At 30.2% G+C, this 14,783-nt stretch carries 16 protein-coding genes; 15 read left to right on the forward strand and 1 reads right to left on the reverse strand.

From position 1 onward, the window contains the following. The first annotated feature begins 5 nt into the window (after positions 1 to 5). Positions 6 to 1,364 carry a protoporphyrinogen oxidase gene (hemG, locus tag FHQ18_RS10250; protein ID WP_149267087.1) on the forward strand — a complete coding sequence of 453 codons (1,359 nt, stop codon included), beginning with the start codon at positions 6 to 8 and terminating at the stop codon, positions 1,362 to 1,364. Here hemG and FHQ18_RS10255 read toward each other — a convergent pair. Continuing rightward, the gene (locus FHQ18_RS10255; RefSeq protein WP_149267088.1) at positions 1,359 to 1,754 is read right to left on the reverse strand and encodes an RrF2 family transcriptional regulator; all 396 of its coding nucleotides are present in this window, start codon (positions 1,752 to 1,754) and stop codon (positions 1,359 to 1,361) included. The two genes, hemG and FHQ18_RS10255, sit on opposite strands and share 6 nt — an antisense overlap. A 116-nt stretch (positions 1,755 to 1,870) precedes the next feature. Here FHQ18_RS10255 and FHQ18_RS10260 point away from each other — a divergent pair, with 116 nt between their 5' ends. The 14 genes from FHQ18_RS10260 to FHQ18_RS10325 all read left to right on the forward strand — a co-directional run bounded on the left by FHQ18_RS10260 (position 1,871) and on the right by FHQ18_RS10325 (position 14,782). Further along, positions 1,871 to 2,269: a hypothetical protein gene (locus tag FHQ18_RS10260; RefSeq protein ID WP_149267089.1), complete on the forward strand. Its 399-nt coding sequence runs from the start codon at positions 1,871 to 1,873 to the stop codon at positions 2,267 to 2,269. Then, positions 2,262 to 2,711 carry an N-acetyltransferase gene (locus FHQ18_RS10265; protein WP_149267090.1) on the forward strand — a complete coding sequence of 150 codons (450 nt, stop codon included), beginning with the start codon at positions 2,262 to 2,264 and terminating at the stop codon, positions 2,709 to 2,711. Before FHQ18_RS10260 ends, FHQ18_RS10265 begins: the two co-directional genes overlap by 8 nt. Then, on the forward strand, positions 2,712 to 4,031 hold the full coding sequence (locus FHQ18_RS10270; protein ID WP_149267091.1) for a TldD/PmbA family protein: 1,320 nt from the start codon (positions 2,712 to 2,714) through the stop codon (positions 4,029 to 4,031). It begins immediately after the preceding gene. A gap of 34 nt (positions 4,032 to 4,065) precedes the next feature. Next, positions 4,066 to 5,187 carry a peptide chain release factor 2 gene (gene prfB, locus FHQ18_RS10275; RefSeq protein WP_149267092.1) on the forward strand — a complete coding sequence of 374 codons (1,122 nt, stop codon included), beginning with the start codon at positions 4,066 to 4,068 and terminating at the stop codon, positions 5,185 to 5,187. After that, complete coding sequence (alr, locus tag FHQ18_RS10280) at positions 5,171 to 6,262, forward strand: alanine racemase (protein ID WP_149267093.1); 1,092 nt, start codon at positions 5,171 to 5,173, stop codon at positions 6,260 to 6,262. Before prfB ends, alr begins: the two co-directional genes overlap by 17 nt. After that, positions 6,255 to 7,025: an MlaE family ABC transporter permease gene (locus tag FHQ18_RS10285; RefSeq protein ID WP_223144615.1), complete on the forward strand. Its 771-nt coding sequence runs from the start codon at positions 6,255 to 6,257 to the stop codon at positions 7,023 to 7,025. The genes alr and FHQ18_RS10285 overlap by 8 nt, the downstream gene beginning before the upstream one ends. 8 nt (positions 7,026 to 7,033) lie before the next feature. Further along, complete coding sequence (locus FHQ18_RS10290; RefSeq protein ID WP_149267095.1) at positions 7,034 to 7,789, forward strand: ABC transporter ATP-binding protein; 756 nt, start codon at positions 7,034 to 7,036, stop codon at positions 7,787 to 7,789. 12 nt (positions 7,790 to 7,801) lie between these two features. Next, positions 7,802 to 9,382 carry an MlaD family protein gene (locus tag FHQ18_RS10295; protein WP_149267096.1) on the forward strand — a complete coding sequence of 527 codons (1,581 nt, stop codon included), beginning with the start codon at positions 7,802 to 7,804 and terminating at the stop codon, positions 9,380 to 9,382. Between the two features lie 9 nt (positions 9,383 to 9,391). Continuing rightward, positions 9,392 to 9,631, forward strand: a complete 240-nt coding sequence (locus FHQ18_RS10300; protein ID WP_149267097.1) for a MoaD/ThiS family protein — start codon at positions 9,392 to 9,394, stop codon at positions 9,629 to 9,631. Beyond that, positions 9,628 to 10,419 carry a 1,4-dihydroxy-6-naphtoate synthase gene (locus FHQ18_RS10305; RefSeq protein ID WP_149267098.1) on the forward strand — a complete coding sequence of 264 codons (792 nt, stop codon included), beginning with the start codon at positions 9,628 to 9,630 and terminating at the stop codon, positions 10,417 to 10,419. The genes FHQ18_RS10300 and FHQ18_RS10305 overlap by 4 nt, the downstream gene beginning before the upstream one ends. Before the next feature lie 97 nt (positions 10,420 to 10,516). Further along, positions 10,517 to 11,008 carry a hypothetical protein gene (locus FHQ18_RS10310; protein WP_149267099.1) on the forward strand — a complete coding sequence of 164 codons (492 nt, stop codon included), beginning with the start codon at positions 10,517 to 10,519 and terminating at the stop codon, positions 11,006 to 11,008. Positions 11,009 to 11,084: 76 nt separating this feature from the next. Continuing rightward, complete coding sequence (locus FHQ18_RS10315) at positions 11,085 to 11,684, forward strand: methyltransferase family protein (RefSeq protein WP_149267100.1); 600 nt, start codon at positions 11,085 to 11,087, stop codon at positions 11,682 to 11,684. Beyond that, positions 11,681 to 12,538, forward strand: coding sequence for a diacylglycerol/lipid kinase family protein (locus FHQ18_RS10320; protein ID WP_149267101.1), 858 nt, complete (start codon positions 11,681 to 11,683; stop codon positions 12,536 to 12,538). Before FHQ18_RS10315 ends, FHQ18_RS10320 begins: the two co-directional genes overlap by 4 nt. A 66-nt stretch (positions 12,539 to 12,604) precedes the next feature. Continuing rightward, positions 12,605 to 14,782: a hybrid sensor histidine kinase/response regulator gene (locus FHQ18_RS10325; protein ID WP_149267102.1), complete on the forward strand. Its 2,178-nt coding sequence runs from the start codon at positions 12,605 to 12,607 to the stop codon at positions 14,780 to 14,782. Position 14,783: the final 1 nt, after the last annotated feature.

Below are 14,783 nucleotides of genomic sequence, written 5' to 3' on the forward strand. Positions count from 1 at the left end.
GCTATATGAGAATAGGTATTGTTGGAGGAGGAATCTCTGGCATTTCAGTTGCATTCTGGTTAGAATATTTTGCAAAAGAAAAAAATGAAAGTTTGGAAATTTATCTTTTTGAAAAGAATTCCAAACTTGGTGGTACTATTGATACTTTCAAGCAAAATGGTTTTACTATAGAGTCTGGTCCCAATGGGTTTTTAGATAGCAAACCATCAACTGTTATGCTTTTTGAAAAGGCAGGTCTTAAACAAAATCTATTACCAAGTAACGAAAAAGCAAAAAAAAGATTTATAATGAGAGACGGAAAACTTCATAAATTACCAGAAAAACCTAATGAATTTTTCTCATCAAAATTGTTAACTTTTAAAGGAAAATTAAGAGTTGTTTGCGAGCTGTTTATCCCACAGAAAAAAGATAATTATGATGAAACAATTGCTGAGTTTGCTAAGAGGAGATTGGGAAAAGAGGCTCTCGATTATTTGATTTCACCAATGGTCTCAGGAGTATTCGCAGGAGATCCTGAAAAATTAAGTCTCAAATCCTGCTTCCCTGTTATTTACGATTTGGAAAAGGAATATGGTGGACTTTTTAAAGCATTATTCAAGAAAAAAGGGAAAAAAAGTGGTCCTGCAGGTCCAGGAGGAAACCTCACATCATATAAAGGGGGGCTTATAAACGGAATAAATGATCTTGCATCAAAATTAGAAAACACTAAAATTTTGTTAAACAGTCCTGTTGATAAAGTTATAAAAGAAAATAATAAGTTTATAATCTTTTCTAACGGTAATAAATATGATTTTGATAAAATTATAATAACTTCTCCAGCATATATTTCTGCAAAATTCTTAGAACCATTAAGTAAAGATTTGTCTAATGAATTATCAAAAATCCATTACGCTCCAGCATTTGTCATTGGTTTTGGATTTAAGTCTGATGATGTGGTAGATTCTCTTGATGGTTTTGGATATTTAATTCCTGTAAATGAAAAGAGAAAGATTTTAGGTGCGTTGTTTACATCTTCTATTTTTCCTGAAAGAGCACCATCAAATCATAAACTTATTAGAGTAATTATGGGTGGAGACAAAAATAGGTGGATTTTAAATCATACACCCGAAGAATTAAAAGAAATAGCATTGGAAGAGATTAAAGATACTCTTGGAATAAAAAGCCGTCCATTGATATACAAATATTTTTTATGGGAGAAAGCAATACCTCAATATTATCAAGGGCACAATGAAATTGTAGATAAAGTTGATGCTATATGCAAACAGATTGAAGGAATCTATATCGGCGGAAATCTACTTCATGGAATAGGGATAAATGACTGCACAAAAAGAAGTTATGATATAGCAAAGGAGGTATTTTTATAGAAAATCTTTTAAAGTATAACTTTTCAAATCATTAACAAACTTAATTTTAATATTATTTAAGATGTTGTTTATACTACAGCTATCAGCTTTACTACAAAATTTTGGATTATCAAGACACTCATTAATAAATACTTCTCCATCAACTGCAGAAATTATATCATATAAGGTAATTTCATCAGGTTTTTTTTCTAATTTGAAACCACCTTTTTTCCCTTTACCTGACACTAATAACCCTTTTTTTGCTAAAACTTGCAGAATTTTTCCAAGGAAGCTGTCAGGTACTTCACAGTATTTGGAAAGCTCACTACGCATAAAAACTTTCCCTTTTTCAGCTTTTGCAAGAAAAACCATCACTCTAAGGGCATAATCTGTTGCTCTTGTAATCTTCATAACAACTCCTTTTTAGGATAAAAATACTCTTAAAGTATTTTTTGTCAATTTTTATTTGACTTGATTTTTTAACCTCTTTAATACAAAATAATGAAAAACAATAATGGAGGTTTGATGTGAAAAAATATTTAATGATTTTAGTTTTATTGATAACACTTAGTTTTACAGTTTCTTGTGTTGCTCCAGTTGTTGTTGCTGCAGGTGCAGGAGCAGGTGCCACATACAGTTTAACCACTGACTCTGTTTCAGATAATTTTGCAATATCAAAAGAAAGAGCTGTGGAAATATTCTCACAAATAATTAAACGTAAAAAAGGTAAACTAATACTTGTTTCCATATCTGAAGGGAAAATTGATGCTGAGATTGGTAAGGTTAAAATATATTTCAGGGCAAAACCTTTAACAAGCAATGCTACAAAAGTAGTTATAAAGGCAAGAAAAGGTTATAACTTACTGCCAGACAAAGAAACTGCAGTAGAGCTCTTTAAAAAGTTTGTTAAGGTTGTAAATGGTTAGAAACGCTATAATGAAGGATGCAAAAATAATACAGCAGTTAGTTAATAGTTACGCAAAAAATGGAGAAATGCTTCCTCTTAGCATAAATGAGGTATATGAAAATATCTTAAAATATTTTGTATATGAAGAAGATGATAAAATTTACGGTTGTTGTGCGCTTTTCCCATCATGGGAAGATTTGGCAGAAATTAGATCTTTAGCAGTATTTCAAAATGAGCATAAAAGAGGGATTGGTAGGATTCTAGTTGAACACTGTATAAAAAAAGCTAAAGAGCTAGGTATCACTAAGGTATTTGCTCTTACTTATAAGGTTGAATTCTTTGAAAAATTAGGATTTAAGATTATAGATAAAGAGAAATTACCAAAAAAGATTTGGTCTGATTGTTTAAAATGTTCAAAATTTCCTGACTGTGATGAGATTGCTGTAATTAAGGAGATTTAAATGAATTATCTCGAATTAATTGAAATAGTAAAGCATGGTTATGATAAAATTAACATATATGTTGAAGACGCAGAAAGCTTTAAGATAACTGTAAAAATGGGGGAAATTGAAGATTTAAAAACATATAAAAGTCGAGAACATTATATTAGAGTTTTGCATGATGGTAAACTTTGTACATATAGAGTCTCCGGATCAAACCTAGAAGTTATTAAAGAAAGCTTTGGTAAAATAAAAGGTCTATTTGATTATTTAAAACCTGATAAAAACATTGATTTTCCAAAAATGAATAAATTTAATGAAAATTTATTTATTAGAGATGAGATCTTTGAAAAATTAGATCATAATAAACATTTGACAACAGCATTAGAAATTGAAGCAAACGCTTTAAATTATAGCAATTATATAAAGAATGTAAGGCATACTACTTTTTCTTCTACATTGGAAAAAATATATATAATAAATTCTGATGGGGATGTTGTTTCTCAAGAATCCACATATTTTTCTGGCTCTACATATGTGGTAGCTGATAACGGAAAAGATTCTCAAAGTGGCTATGATTTTTCTGTTACAAGATTTTATGATGATTTTGATTATAATCTTGTAGGTGTTAGAGCTGCAGAGTCAGCTGTAAGGCTTCTCAATGCTAAGAAACTAAATAGCGGTAAATATTATCTTGTGTTTGAAAACACTGTTATGGCAGAATTCCTTGATTTAATAGCAGACTTAGTAAATGCTGAAAATATAATCAAAAACAAAAGCTTTTTAAAAGAAAAACTTGGAAAAAAAATAGCAAGTAGTGTTCTTACAATTTATGATGATACAAAGTTAGAAAGAGGTGTAGGAAGCTATTATTTTGATGATGAAGGGGTTGTTGGTGGTAAAACTGATATAATCTCAGAAGGTGAATTGAAAAGCTATTTACATAATAGTTATACATCTAAAAAATTGAACACTAAAAATACTGGTAACGCATCATTGAGCAGTAGTGGAAAAATAGAAATTTCCTCTTCAAATTTCATCGTAAAAGAAGGTGAAAAAGAGTTGCAATCAGAAATCACAAAATATAATGATGTGCTTTTAATAACCGATGTGATGGGTATGCACATGGCAGACCCCATAAGTGGGGAATTTTCTGTGGGAATAAACGGTATTTATTATAAAAATGGTGAAGCTGTAACCCCCTTTAAAGAGATGGTGTTAACAGCTAACCTTAAAGAATTACTTGAAAATTGTGCTGTAATCTTTAATGATATAAGGGATTTTGGTGGAATTATTACTCCTTCTGTAATGTTTGATAAATTCCCTGTGAGCGGTAGCTAAAATTGTTAAGCAATTATGCAATGATGAGGTGGATATGATTATAGAAGAGTTGATGGAAACGTTAGAAAAGATAGATGAAAATATTAATTCTTTTAAAAAAGTCGTAAACAAAGAGGAAATAGAAGGGAAAATTGCTGAAATTGATAAAAAATCGATGGAAGATCCTGATTTTTGGAGTAAAAAAGAATCCAAGCAGCTTCTTAAGGAACAGTCAGCATTGAAGAAATTTTTAGCCGAATGGGAAGAATTAATTACACTCAGAGATGATATTGATGTATTGATTGAGCTTTATAAGGAAGGCTCTGAAGAGGTTGAGCCAGATCTTATAGAAGGAATAGAAAATCTTAAGAAAAAAGTAACTGATTTCGAACTCAAATTAATATTAAGTGGTGAGCATGATATAAATAATGCTATTGTGACAATTCATGCAGGTGCTGGTGGTACAGAAGCCTGTGATTGGGTATCAATGCTATTTAGGATGTACACCCGTTGGGTTGAAAGAAAAAAATATAAATACGAAATACTTGACATGCTACCTGGTGATGAAGCAGGAATTAAATCTATCACATTCAACGTAATAGGAGAATACAGTTACGGGTATCTTAAAGGTGAGTCCGGAGTTCACAGACTTGTTAGAATATCCCCTTTTGATTCAAACAATAGAAGGCATACATCTTTTGCCTCAGTGTTTGTTTTACCAGAAATTGAAGAAGATATAGAAATTGAAATCAATGAATCAGATTTAAAAATTGAAACTTTTAGGGCTAGTGGTGCAGGTGGGCAGCATGTAAACACTACAGATTCTGCTGTAAGAATTACTCACTTGCCAACTGGTATTGTAGTTACCTGTCAGAATGAAAGAAGTCAGCATAAAAATAAAGCCCATGCAATGAAGATTCTAAAGGCAAAGCTTTATGAATACGAAATGGAGAAGAGAAATAAAGAGAAAGAAAAGCTTGAAAGTAGCAAAACAGAAATAGGGTGGGGTAACCAGATAAGGTCTTATGTAATGCACCCATATAAAATGGTCAAAGACTTAAGAACAAGATACGAAACTGGTAATGTGGATGCAGTAATGGATGGAGATATAGATGATTTTATCAGGGAATATCTTCTTACGGAGGCGGGCATAACAAAAGATGTTGACAAAGATTAAAACTCTAAGACCCACTTATGCTTATATTGACCTTGAAAATTATAAACATAATATTGAAATAGCTAAAAAATTATCCAATTCAAAAATTATAGCAATTGTAAAAGCCGATGCCTACGGTCATGGTGCAATCAAGATTGCAGAGTTTGCATACAAGCAGTGTGGTGTTACACACTTTGGTGTAGCTACTATAGAAGAGGGAATAAATTTAAGAAAAAAGTTAAATGATGCTCATATCATTATTTTAGGTTATGTTGATGAAAAATATTATGACGAAATACTTGCTAACAACCTTATTCTTACAATCTATGACTATAATTTTGCATCAAGTTTTAACAATTATCTCATTTCAAAAAACCGAGTTCATCCTGCTGCTTTGAAAATCGACACAGGGATGAACAGGCTTGGGTTTAATACCGATCTAAATTATTTTGAATTATCAAGCACTTTTTCAAATATCAAATTTGTTTTGTGTATGACTCATCTATCTTCTTCAGATACAGACAGAGAATATACAGAGTTTCAAATTAACATGTTTAAGGACTTTTTAAAAAGAGAAAAAATAAATATCCCCACTTCGGTACTTAACTCTTCAGCAATCTGCCTTTACAAAAATGACTTTGATTACACAAGACCAGGCATAATGACTTACGGTTACGTGTATCCTGAAAACAGTTTTGGGTTGAAACCTGTGATGAAAATATTTTCAAAGATTGTTCATGTAAAAGAATTAAAACGAGGGGATAAAGTTAGTTATAATCAAAAGTTTACAGCAGATAAAAAGATGAAAATAGGTGTTGTCCCAATAGGTTATGCCGATGGTTATTTCAGAAACCTGAGCAACAGAGGGTTTATGTATATAAATGGAAAACGGTGTAATGTTGTAGGAAGTGTTTGCATGGATATGACAATGATAGATATCTCCCATCTTACTGAAAATGAAATAACTGAAGAAGTGGAAATATTAGGTGAAAATGTTAGGGCTGATATGTTAGCAGAGCTTTGTGATACAATAAGTTACGAAATATTATGTGCTATATCCGATAGAATACCAAGGGTTTATAGTAATGATTACTAATTTTTTCGAAATCGTAGGCTCACCAATTTTAAAATTTATAGTAGGTTCAGGTAGATTATTTTTAATATTAATAGATACAATTAGATGGATGTTTGTTCCACCTTACAGAATTAAGCTGCTTTTAAAACAGATGGAATTTATTGGTGTAAATTCACTATCCGTCATTATACTTACAGGAACTTTTACTGGTATGGTCTTTTCTTTTCAAAGTTACATTGGGTTTCATAAATTTGGTGCAGAATATATGGTAGGAACTGTAGTCGGATTAGGAATGGCTAGGGAATTGGGGCCCGTTTTGAGCTCAATTATGGTGGCAGCAAGAGCTGGTTCTGCCATTGCTGCTGAAATTGGGACAATGAGAGTTACAGAACAGATTGATGCCTTATACGCATTAGCTATAGAACCGGTTCAATATCTTATCGTTCCAAGGGTTTTAGCTGGAGTAATTGTAATGCCTATTTTGAATGTAATAGCTGTATTTTGTGGTATAGTGGGCGGCTATTTTGTTGGTGTAGAGGTACTTGGAATAAACAAAACTCTATTTTTAGAAACTATGTACAAATATGTCGAATTTGAAGATTTATACAATGGTATTATAAAAGCTACTGTTTTTGGATTAGTTTTGACACTCGTAGGATGTTATAAAGGTTTTTATACCACAGGTGGGGCAGAAGGAGTAGGAAAGTCAACAACAGAATCGGTTGTAATGTCCTGCGTTTTGATATTAGTATTTGATTATATCTTAACGGCATTTATGTTTTAGAGGAATGTATGGAAGCTGCTATTGAGATAATTGACCTACATAAAAGTTTTGGAAAACATAAGGTACATAAAGGTATAAACCTAAAAATTATAAAAAATACTATTACATGTATAATCGGGCCTTCTGGTACCGGCAAAAGTGTTTTGCTGAAGCAGATGATGGGGCTTATTAAGCCAGATAGTGGAAAAGTAATAGTTTGCGGTAAGGATTTATCTACGCTTAGTAAAAAAGAATTATTAGAAATTAGAAAAAAATTTGGAATGCTTTTCCAAAATTCTGCTTTATTTGATTCTATGAATGTATATGAAAATGTGGCATTCCCCTTGAGAGAACATACCAAGCTTAAAGAAAAAGAAATAAGGAAGATTGTTTTGGAAAAGTTGGCTCTTGTGGGATTGAAAGATGTAGAATATAAAATGCCTTCTGAATTATCAGGTGGTATGAGAAAAAGGGTAGGATTAGCAAGAGCAATTGCTCTTGAGCCTGAAATAATCCTCTATGATGAACCTACCACGGGACTTGACCCTATAATGACAGATATAGTGGATACTCTGGTATATGAAACGCAGAAAAAGCTAAATGTTACATCGGTGGTAATTTCTCATGATATTGATTCCACTTTTAAAATTGCTGATTATATTGCTATGATTTATGATGGAAGAATAGTGATGTATGGGACACCAGAGGACTTTAAGACAACTGATAACCCTTATGTGGTGCAATTCTTGAGTGGCTCTAAAGATGGACCTATAAAAATTGGATAGATGGGGGATTAAATGCGCTTTTCATTAGAAGCAAAAGTTGGTGTTTTTGTGGTAATAGGACTTTTACTGCTTGGTTATATGACCACAAAAGTGGGTGATATAAGATGGGGTAAAAAACAGGGGTATGAAGTGACTGTATACATAAATGATGCAAGTGGACTTGTAAAAGATGCAATTGTAAAATATCGTGGTGTGGAAGTAGGGAAAGTGGAAAGTATTGAACTTGTGGGAGACAGGGTAGAAGTAAAAGTGTTGATAGATAATAAATATCAAATCCCAAATAATGTAGTAGCAATTATAAGATCAACCGGATTCCTAGGTGAAAAATATCTTGAACTTAGCGTCACAAAGGAAAAAGATACAGGTTTTCTTGTTGCTGGCAGTCAGATTGATAAATACAAAACCACTGTTGATCTTGACCAGCTTCAAAATAAACTTGCAGATATTGCTGATGATATAAAAGCTATTACTGAATCTCTGAGAGAGGTGTTGGCTTCTGATAGCGGAAAAACTGATATGAAACTGACCCTGCAAAATATACGTTATTCTACTGAGTATATCAGAGAAATGCTTGAAGAAAACCAAAAACGTATCAATCAGATTGTCAAAAATGTTGAGACCATCACTACATCATTAAAAGAAATAACTTTAAGCAATCAACAAAATGTGAATGATTTGATTGCCAATTTAAAGGAAGTATCTGAAACATTGAGGGTACAAACTCCTCAAATTGCTACAAAACTTAACAATATAACTACCAATATAGATGACCTTGTGGGAGATTCAAAAGGAGATTTGCGCGAAACAATTTCTAATATAAAGGTTGTTACTACAAAACTGGAAAAAACGGTTGATAACCTAAATGAAATTACCGATAAAATAAATAAAGGAAAAGGAACTATTGGAACACTTATAAATGATAATGAAACAGCTCAAGATGTCAAAGAGGCATTAAAAGGGTTGAGAAAACTTGTTAATGCTTATGATAGATTTAAATTTTACTTATCTTTTAGTGGTGAAAGAATGTGGGATACGGGAGAAACTAAGGGTTATTTCCATTTAAGAATTCAGCCACGTAAAAACAAATACTATCTTTTGGGTATTGCCACAAGCACAGGGGGTAGGGCATTTACCACGGAAACTGATTATACATTTTCTGGTGATGTGCCTTATTATGTGGATGGCAATACAGGTGCTACTAGCAGTAGTTACTCAGTAACAGAGACAAAGAAAGAAAAGGATTCACTTACTTTCATAGCTCAGTACGTACAAAGGTTTTATGATCAGCTCGATTTAAGAATAGGTCTTATGGAGTCGGAATTTGGCGTAGGTGCCGATTATTTTCCATTAAAAAATAATAAGTTACAGCTCAGTTTTGATGCTTATGATTTCTCTGATAGTTCTGTAGATAGAAAACCTCATTTAAAGGCAAAATTACAGTATAATTTTACTAAGAATCTATTTTTAAATGTTGGTTATGATGACTTTCTAAATGATGAATCGAGAAGTGCTTTCGTTGGTGGCGGAATCATATTCCTTGATGAAGATTTAAAATATCTTTTCGGCAGCAAAGTGCCAATACCTACAAAATAAGGATTTAATATGATAAAGGTTAAAGCTTATGCAGACTTAACAAAGTATATTACAAAGGAACAGGGTAAATTTGAGACAAATTTTAATAACAAAGGTAAGGAATTTACTGTGGAAGAGATAATTAATTATTACGGTATCCCAAGGGAAAAGATACAGATTATTCTGGTTAATGGGCTTCATTCTGATGTAAAAACAGTAGTGAAGGATGGTGATACTGTAGTTTTCTTTTCACCTGTGGGGGGCGGATGAGAAAACTCACACTTGGTATTTCCACATGTCCCAATGATACTTATATTTTTGGTGCATTAATAAATGGATTTATAGATGCACCTTACAAATTTAAAGTTCTTCTTGATGATGTGGAAGTTTTAAATAATTTTGCTCTTAATAATTATCTTGATGTAATAAAAGTATCCTATGGAGTTATACCAAAACTTATTGATAAATATGTAATACTAAAAAGTGGTGGTGCGCTGAGTTATGGTCATGGCCCCATTTTAGTTTCAAAAAAATATCATAAAATTGAAGAATTAAAAGGGAAAAAAATAGCAATACCAGGCTTTAACACCACTGCCTACAATTTATTCAAATATTTTTATGGCAATGATTTTAATTTTTTCCATTTAAGATTTGATAAAATTATTCCTGCAGTAATAAATGGGGAAGCAGATGCAGGTCTCTTGATTCATGAAGGGCGTTTTGTTTATAAAATTTATGGATTAAATCTTATATGTGACTTAGGTGTTTTATGGGATGAAAAGTTTGACGCACCCATCCCACTTGGTGCAATTCTTTTAAAAAGAGAGATTCGTGAACTTGCTCCTGAAATAAATAATCTTATTAGAAAATCAATTGATTATGCAAAAAACCATTTTAATAAAATAAAACCATTTATTGAAAAATACGCTCAAGAGTTAAACGATAAGATAGTTAAAAAACATATTGAAGCATTTGTTAATGAAAATTCTTATGATTTATCAAAATATATAAATCAGTTATCAATATTTTTAAATATCGATAAATCCTCTTTTGTCTAATAACATCGTTGTATTTTAACATACAATAAACTATCTGTTGAAATAATATAACTTCTTGTTATTTTAAATCCAAACTTATGCATGGAGTAATAATTATATGATAGAGATTAAGACCTTAAATACCATTCTTGCATTAGTTACTGCCACAGGAATATTTGTAGTCATACAAATTATAAAAGCCAATTTAGAAGCTCAAAAAATAAATAAATATTGCTCACAATTACAGGAGATTATGCTTTTTTTGAAAAAAAGAATACTTAAAAATGAGTTGGACTGTAACTTTTTAAATGATTGTGATGATAAAATTGTAAATAATATAAATCAACTGATAAAAGCATACAACAATCATATTAGAGAAAATCACTACTATAAGAAACTAATAGTTGACTTAGTATCGAACAGAAGTGGGAAAAATTTTTCCATGTATGATTTGTTTGAGTTTTTTGAAAAAGGGAAAATTAATGATTTCTTTCTTTCTCTGGTTATGAATGGTGGATATCTTTTTGCAAATATTGTCTATCTCTCCTTGCTAAAAAAATATGGATTTGCTACAAGGTATCAGGAACTCAAAAAACAGTTTAACATTTAAATAATAAAAATATTTTTAATCATTTTCTAATGACAAAACTCTTTTATTTTAAATAAATTTTTTATATTATTAAACCATGACATATTATTATATTCTTGCAACATATCTCATTTTTTACTGTATATTGCACTCTATAATGGCAGATGATGTTATTATGAATAAAATTTATTATAAATGGTGGTATAGAGGTTTCTTTGTAATTATATCTACTGTTTTATTAGTCCCTGCAGTAATCATTTACAGTAAAATAAAAAGTGAATATTTCTTTAATCCCCCTTTAGCTATAAAAATAATACTTTATTTAATTAATATTGCAGCTTTATTATTTGGTTATTATGCGTCTAAATGTTATGATAATGATGAATTTTTAGGTATAAAACAGATTAGAGAGTATTTTAAAAAAGGTGTAACAGAGGTAAATCATCATAAGAAGCTGATAGTAAAAGGTGCATTAAAGTATGTAAGACATCCATACTATTTTGCAGGAATTGTATTACTATGGTCAAGACCATTAAAAGTTAAAGACTTATTGGTTAATATTATTTTTACCTTATATTTAATATTAGGTGCAATAAATGAAGAAAGAAAACTGATAAAATATTATGGAGAAGAATATATTAATTATAAAAAAGAGGTTCCTATGTTAATCCCAAGATTTTTTAGGTTTAGAGAATGAAAACGATTGTCATTGCAAACCCTGTAAGTGGTTCATTCAATAAAGAAAAATTTGAAAAATGCTTAAAGATACTTAATAAAAAGCTTACCAATATAAATGTAATTTTCACTGAATATGCAAGTCATGCAGAAAAAATATCTAATGAAGAAGATTATGATTTGATAATCACTGCTGGTGGAGACGGTTTGATAAATGAGGTAATAAATGGAATAGAATCAAGAGTAGATAAGAATAAACCTATACTTTTCTACAATTTACCATTTGGCACAAGCAACGTGTTCTGTAGAGAATATAATATACCTGTAAAACCTGAGTTTGCTGCAGAAAGAATGAGAATTACTGAATTTGATTCAATACCATTGGGATTTATTGGTGGAAGGTATTTTGCGCTTATGTTAGGATTAGGCTTTGACGCAACAGCAGTAAAATTGGTAGATTTAGATTTTAAAAAGAAATACGGTAAATTGGCATACATCAAGTCAGGTCTTCATTCTTTTTTATTTACAAAATTTACTCCTTTTAATGTATATGTTAAAGGCAAAAAAATTAATACGTATCATATGATTGTAGCTGTTAGCAATAGATATGCAGGAAATTTTATTTTATCAAAAGCTTTCAAGAAAAATCGTCTTAACATCTTCTACTTAGACAGTGAATCTAAATTAAAACTTTTAAATAATATTACATCTGTATCACTTTTTAGAGGATTTAAAGGTAAAAAAACTACTTGCGATATTTTAAAAGTATCTGATATAGATGAATGCCAGCTTGATGGTGATTTTTTTAAGCTGAACAGTAAAAACAATTTTGTAAGATTAAAAAAGTCTTCATTCTACTTGATAAAGTCGTTATAAAACACTTGAACATATAGTGAAAAAAAATATCTTTATTAAGGTAGTTATTATTTTTGGGAGGTTAAATTGAATAATAAAGAAACAAGAGATATTTTATCAAAACTCGGATTTATTTATTATGAAGGATTTATAGAAAATGATGCCGTTTGCATAACATACGTTTCGGATGAAGTCCTAAATTACATTTCTGACAAATCTCTTGCTTATAGTAAAAATTTCTTTAAAGAAATATTAACTGCCAATCATAAGGATGCTTTTGATTATTTCACAGAGAAAGCAAAAAAAGAAAAATACCTTGAGCTATTATATCAAATTGAAATAAATAACCAAAAATATTGGGTTATAGATTTTACTTTTTTTGAGCATAAAGATGATAAAATATTATTTTATGGTTATTTTAAAGGTATTACACGCCTTTTTGATAATTTTATTGAGAAAAAGGAAATTTCTGAATATGCTAGTAATATTTATTCTTTTATTACAAAATTATTGGAAAAAGATGAAGTTAATGAATTAGATATCATTGAAAATCTTATTGAAATCTTTAAATTCGAAAAATTAGCAATTATAAAATTTGAAGACAATAACCCTAAATTATGCCTGCACAATCTTTATGAACATGATGCTAAAGAAATTATAAAATTATTAGATTCTAAAAAAGTTAAAAACGAAAATTATAAGCTATTTAACTTATCTGACAATTATATAATTGCATTACCAAATAATGAATGTAAAAAAATCGTAGAGGAGCGTTTCAAGACAGTTTTAAAAATATTAAATCTAGTAGTCGACTATTCAAATAAGAGAAAACGTCTGAAGAAATCAATAAACAACAATTTAAAACTTATTGATCAATTAAAAATAAACTACGCTTTTTTGGAGCATATTTTAAACAATTTGCAATCAGGAGTATGTGTAGTCGATGAGTTAAAAAACGTTGTTTTAAGCAATTATGTATTCAATAAATTCTTCAAAGAGGACGATATTTATGATTTATTAGGTAATAATAATTCTATTTTATCTAGAGATGATAACTACTTCAAAATATATATAAAAGACTTAAACATTGAAAATGAGACTTACAAAATGATACTTGCAGTGAATGTTACAGATATTGTTAAGTATGAGCAGGAAATATCAAGGCTTGATAGACTTGCAGCAATAGGACAGCTCACAGCTGGAATAGCTCATGATTTTAATAATGTGTTAACAGGCATAATGGGGATGAGTAATGCCCTAAAAATGCTTGAGAAAGACAGTAAAAAATTGAATTTTCTAGAAAATATAGAAAAACTTGTAGACAAAGCAGCAGGAGTAATCAGGCAACTTCTTGATTTTGCAAGGCAATCTGAAGGAACGGGGCAATTTCTTGATTTGGTACCATTTATTAAAGAATTTACGAAAATACTAAGCAACACTTTTCCAAAGAAAATAAAGATAAATTTCAAATATAACAAAGATGAAAAATACGTTGTATTTGTAGATCCAGTTCAGCTTGATAGGATATTAATGAATATTTGTGTAAATGCAAAGGATGCCATAGGGGATAATCAGGGAGAAATAAACATTGCGTTAGAAAAAATAGAAATTAAGGATAGAAATTTTAAAGATTTAATCAATTTAGTGATAAATGGTAAATATATTTGCATAAGTATATCTGATTCAGGAGAAGGTATCCCTAAAAATATAAGAAAAAAGATTTTTGATCCATATTTTACCACTAAGGTGTATGGTAATGGCTTGGGGCTTGCCCAGGTATATGGTCTTGTGAAGAATAATAATGGATATATCACTTTTGAATCAGAATTGGGGAAGGGGACAACATTTTATATTCTATTACCCGAAGTAAATTCAAAAGATGAACATAAAGAAGAGATTAAAAAATCTGAAAAAATTGAAAATTTATTGAAAGACAGAAAGATACTGATTATTGATGATGAAAAATATATAATAGAGCCTTTGATAATGTATTTGGAGAATTATGGAGCAAAGATTGATTATGCCACCTCAGGGACAGAAGGAATAAATTTGGCAGAAAAAAATACTTATGACGTAATAATTACTGATTATTACTTACCTGATGTTGATAGTTTAGAGCTTTTAGCAAAATTTAAAAATGTTTGTAAAAATATTATAGTAATATCAGGCTATCCTGTAAAAAATATGGATTTACCTTTTTTGAAGAAACCTTTTGCTCTCGATAAACTACGTGATCTGATAATAGAATTAGTAAAAAATAAATAAG

This window comes from Deferribacter autotrophicus (genome assembly GCF_008362905.1).
GTDB lineage: Bacteria > Chrysiogenota > Deferribacteres > Deferribacterales > Deferribacteraceae > Deferribacter > Deferribacter autotrophicus.

Bases quoted from the DNA above. Each gene is read 5' to 3' on its own strand.
- hemG (WP_149267087.1), top strand. From the start codon at position 6: ATGAGAATAGGTATTGTTGGAGGAGGAATCTCTGGCATTTCAGTTGCA.
- FHQ18_RS10265 (WP_149267090.1), top strand. From the start codon at position 2,262: ATGGTTAGAAACGCTATAATGAAGGATGCAAAAATAATACAGCAGTTA.
- alr (WP_149267093.1), top strand. From the start codon at position 5,171: ATGTTGACAAAGATTAAAACTCTAAGACCCACTTATGCTTATATTGAC.
- FHQ18_RS10310 (WP_149267099.1), top strand. From the start codon at position 10,517: ATGATAGAGATTAAGACCTTAAATACCATTCTTGCATTAGTTACTGCC.
- FHQ18_RS10300 (WP_149267097.1), top strand. From the start codon at position 9,392: ATGATAAAGGTTAAAGCTTATGCAGACTTAACAAAGTATATTACAAAG.
- FHQ18_RS10270 (WP_149267091.1), top strand. From the start codon at position 2,712: ATGAATTATCTCGAATTAATTGAAATAGTAAAGCATGGTTATGATAAA.
- FHQ18_RS10295 (WP_149267096.1), top strand. From the start codon at position 7,802: ATGCGCTTTTCATTAGAAGCAAAAGTTGGTGTTTTTGTGGTAATAGGA.
- FHQ18_RS10320 (WP_149267101.1), top strand. From the start codon at position 11,681: ATGAAAACGATTGTCATTGCAAACCCTGTAAGTGGTTCATTCAATAAA.
- prfB (WP_149267092.1), top strand. From the start codon at position 4,066: ATGATTATAGAAGAGTTGATGGAAACGTTAGAAAAGATAGATGAAAAT.
- FHQ18_RS10305 (WP_149267098.1), top strand. From the start codon at position 9,628: ATGAGAAAACTCACACTTGGTATTTCCACATGTCCCAATGATACTTAT.
- FHQ18_RS10255 (WP_149267088.1), bottom strand. From the start codon at position 1,754: ATGAAGATTACAAGAGCAACAGATTATGCCCTTAGAGTGATGGTTTTT.
- FHQ18_RS10290 (WP_149267095.1), top strand. From the start codon at position 7,034: ATGGAAGCTGCTATTGAGATAATTGACCTACATAAAAGTTTTGGAAAA.
- FHQ18_RS10315 (WP_149267100.1), top strand. From the start codon at position 11,085: ATGACATATTATTATATTCTTGCAACATATCTCATTTTTTACTGTATA.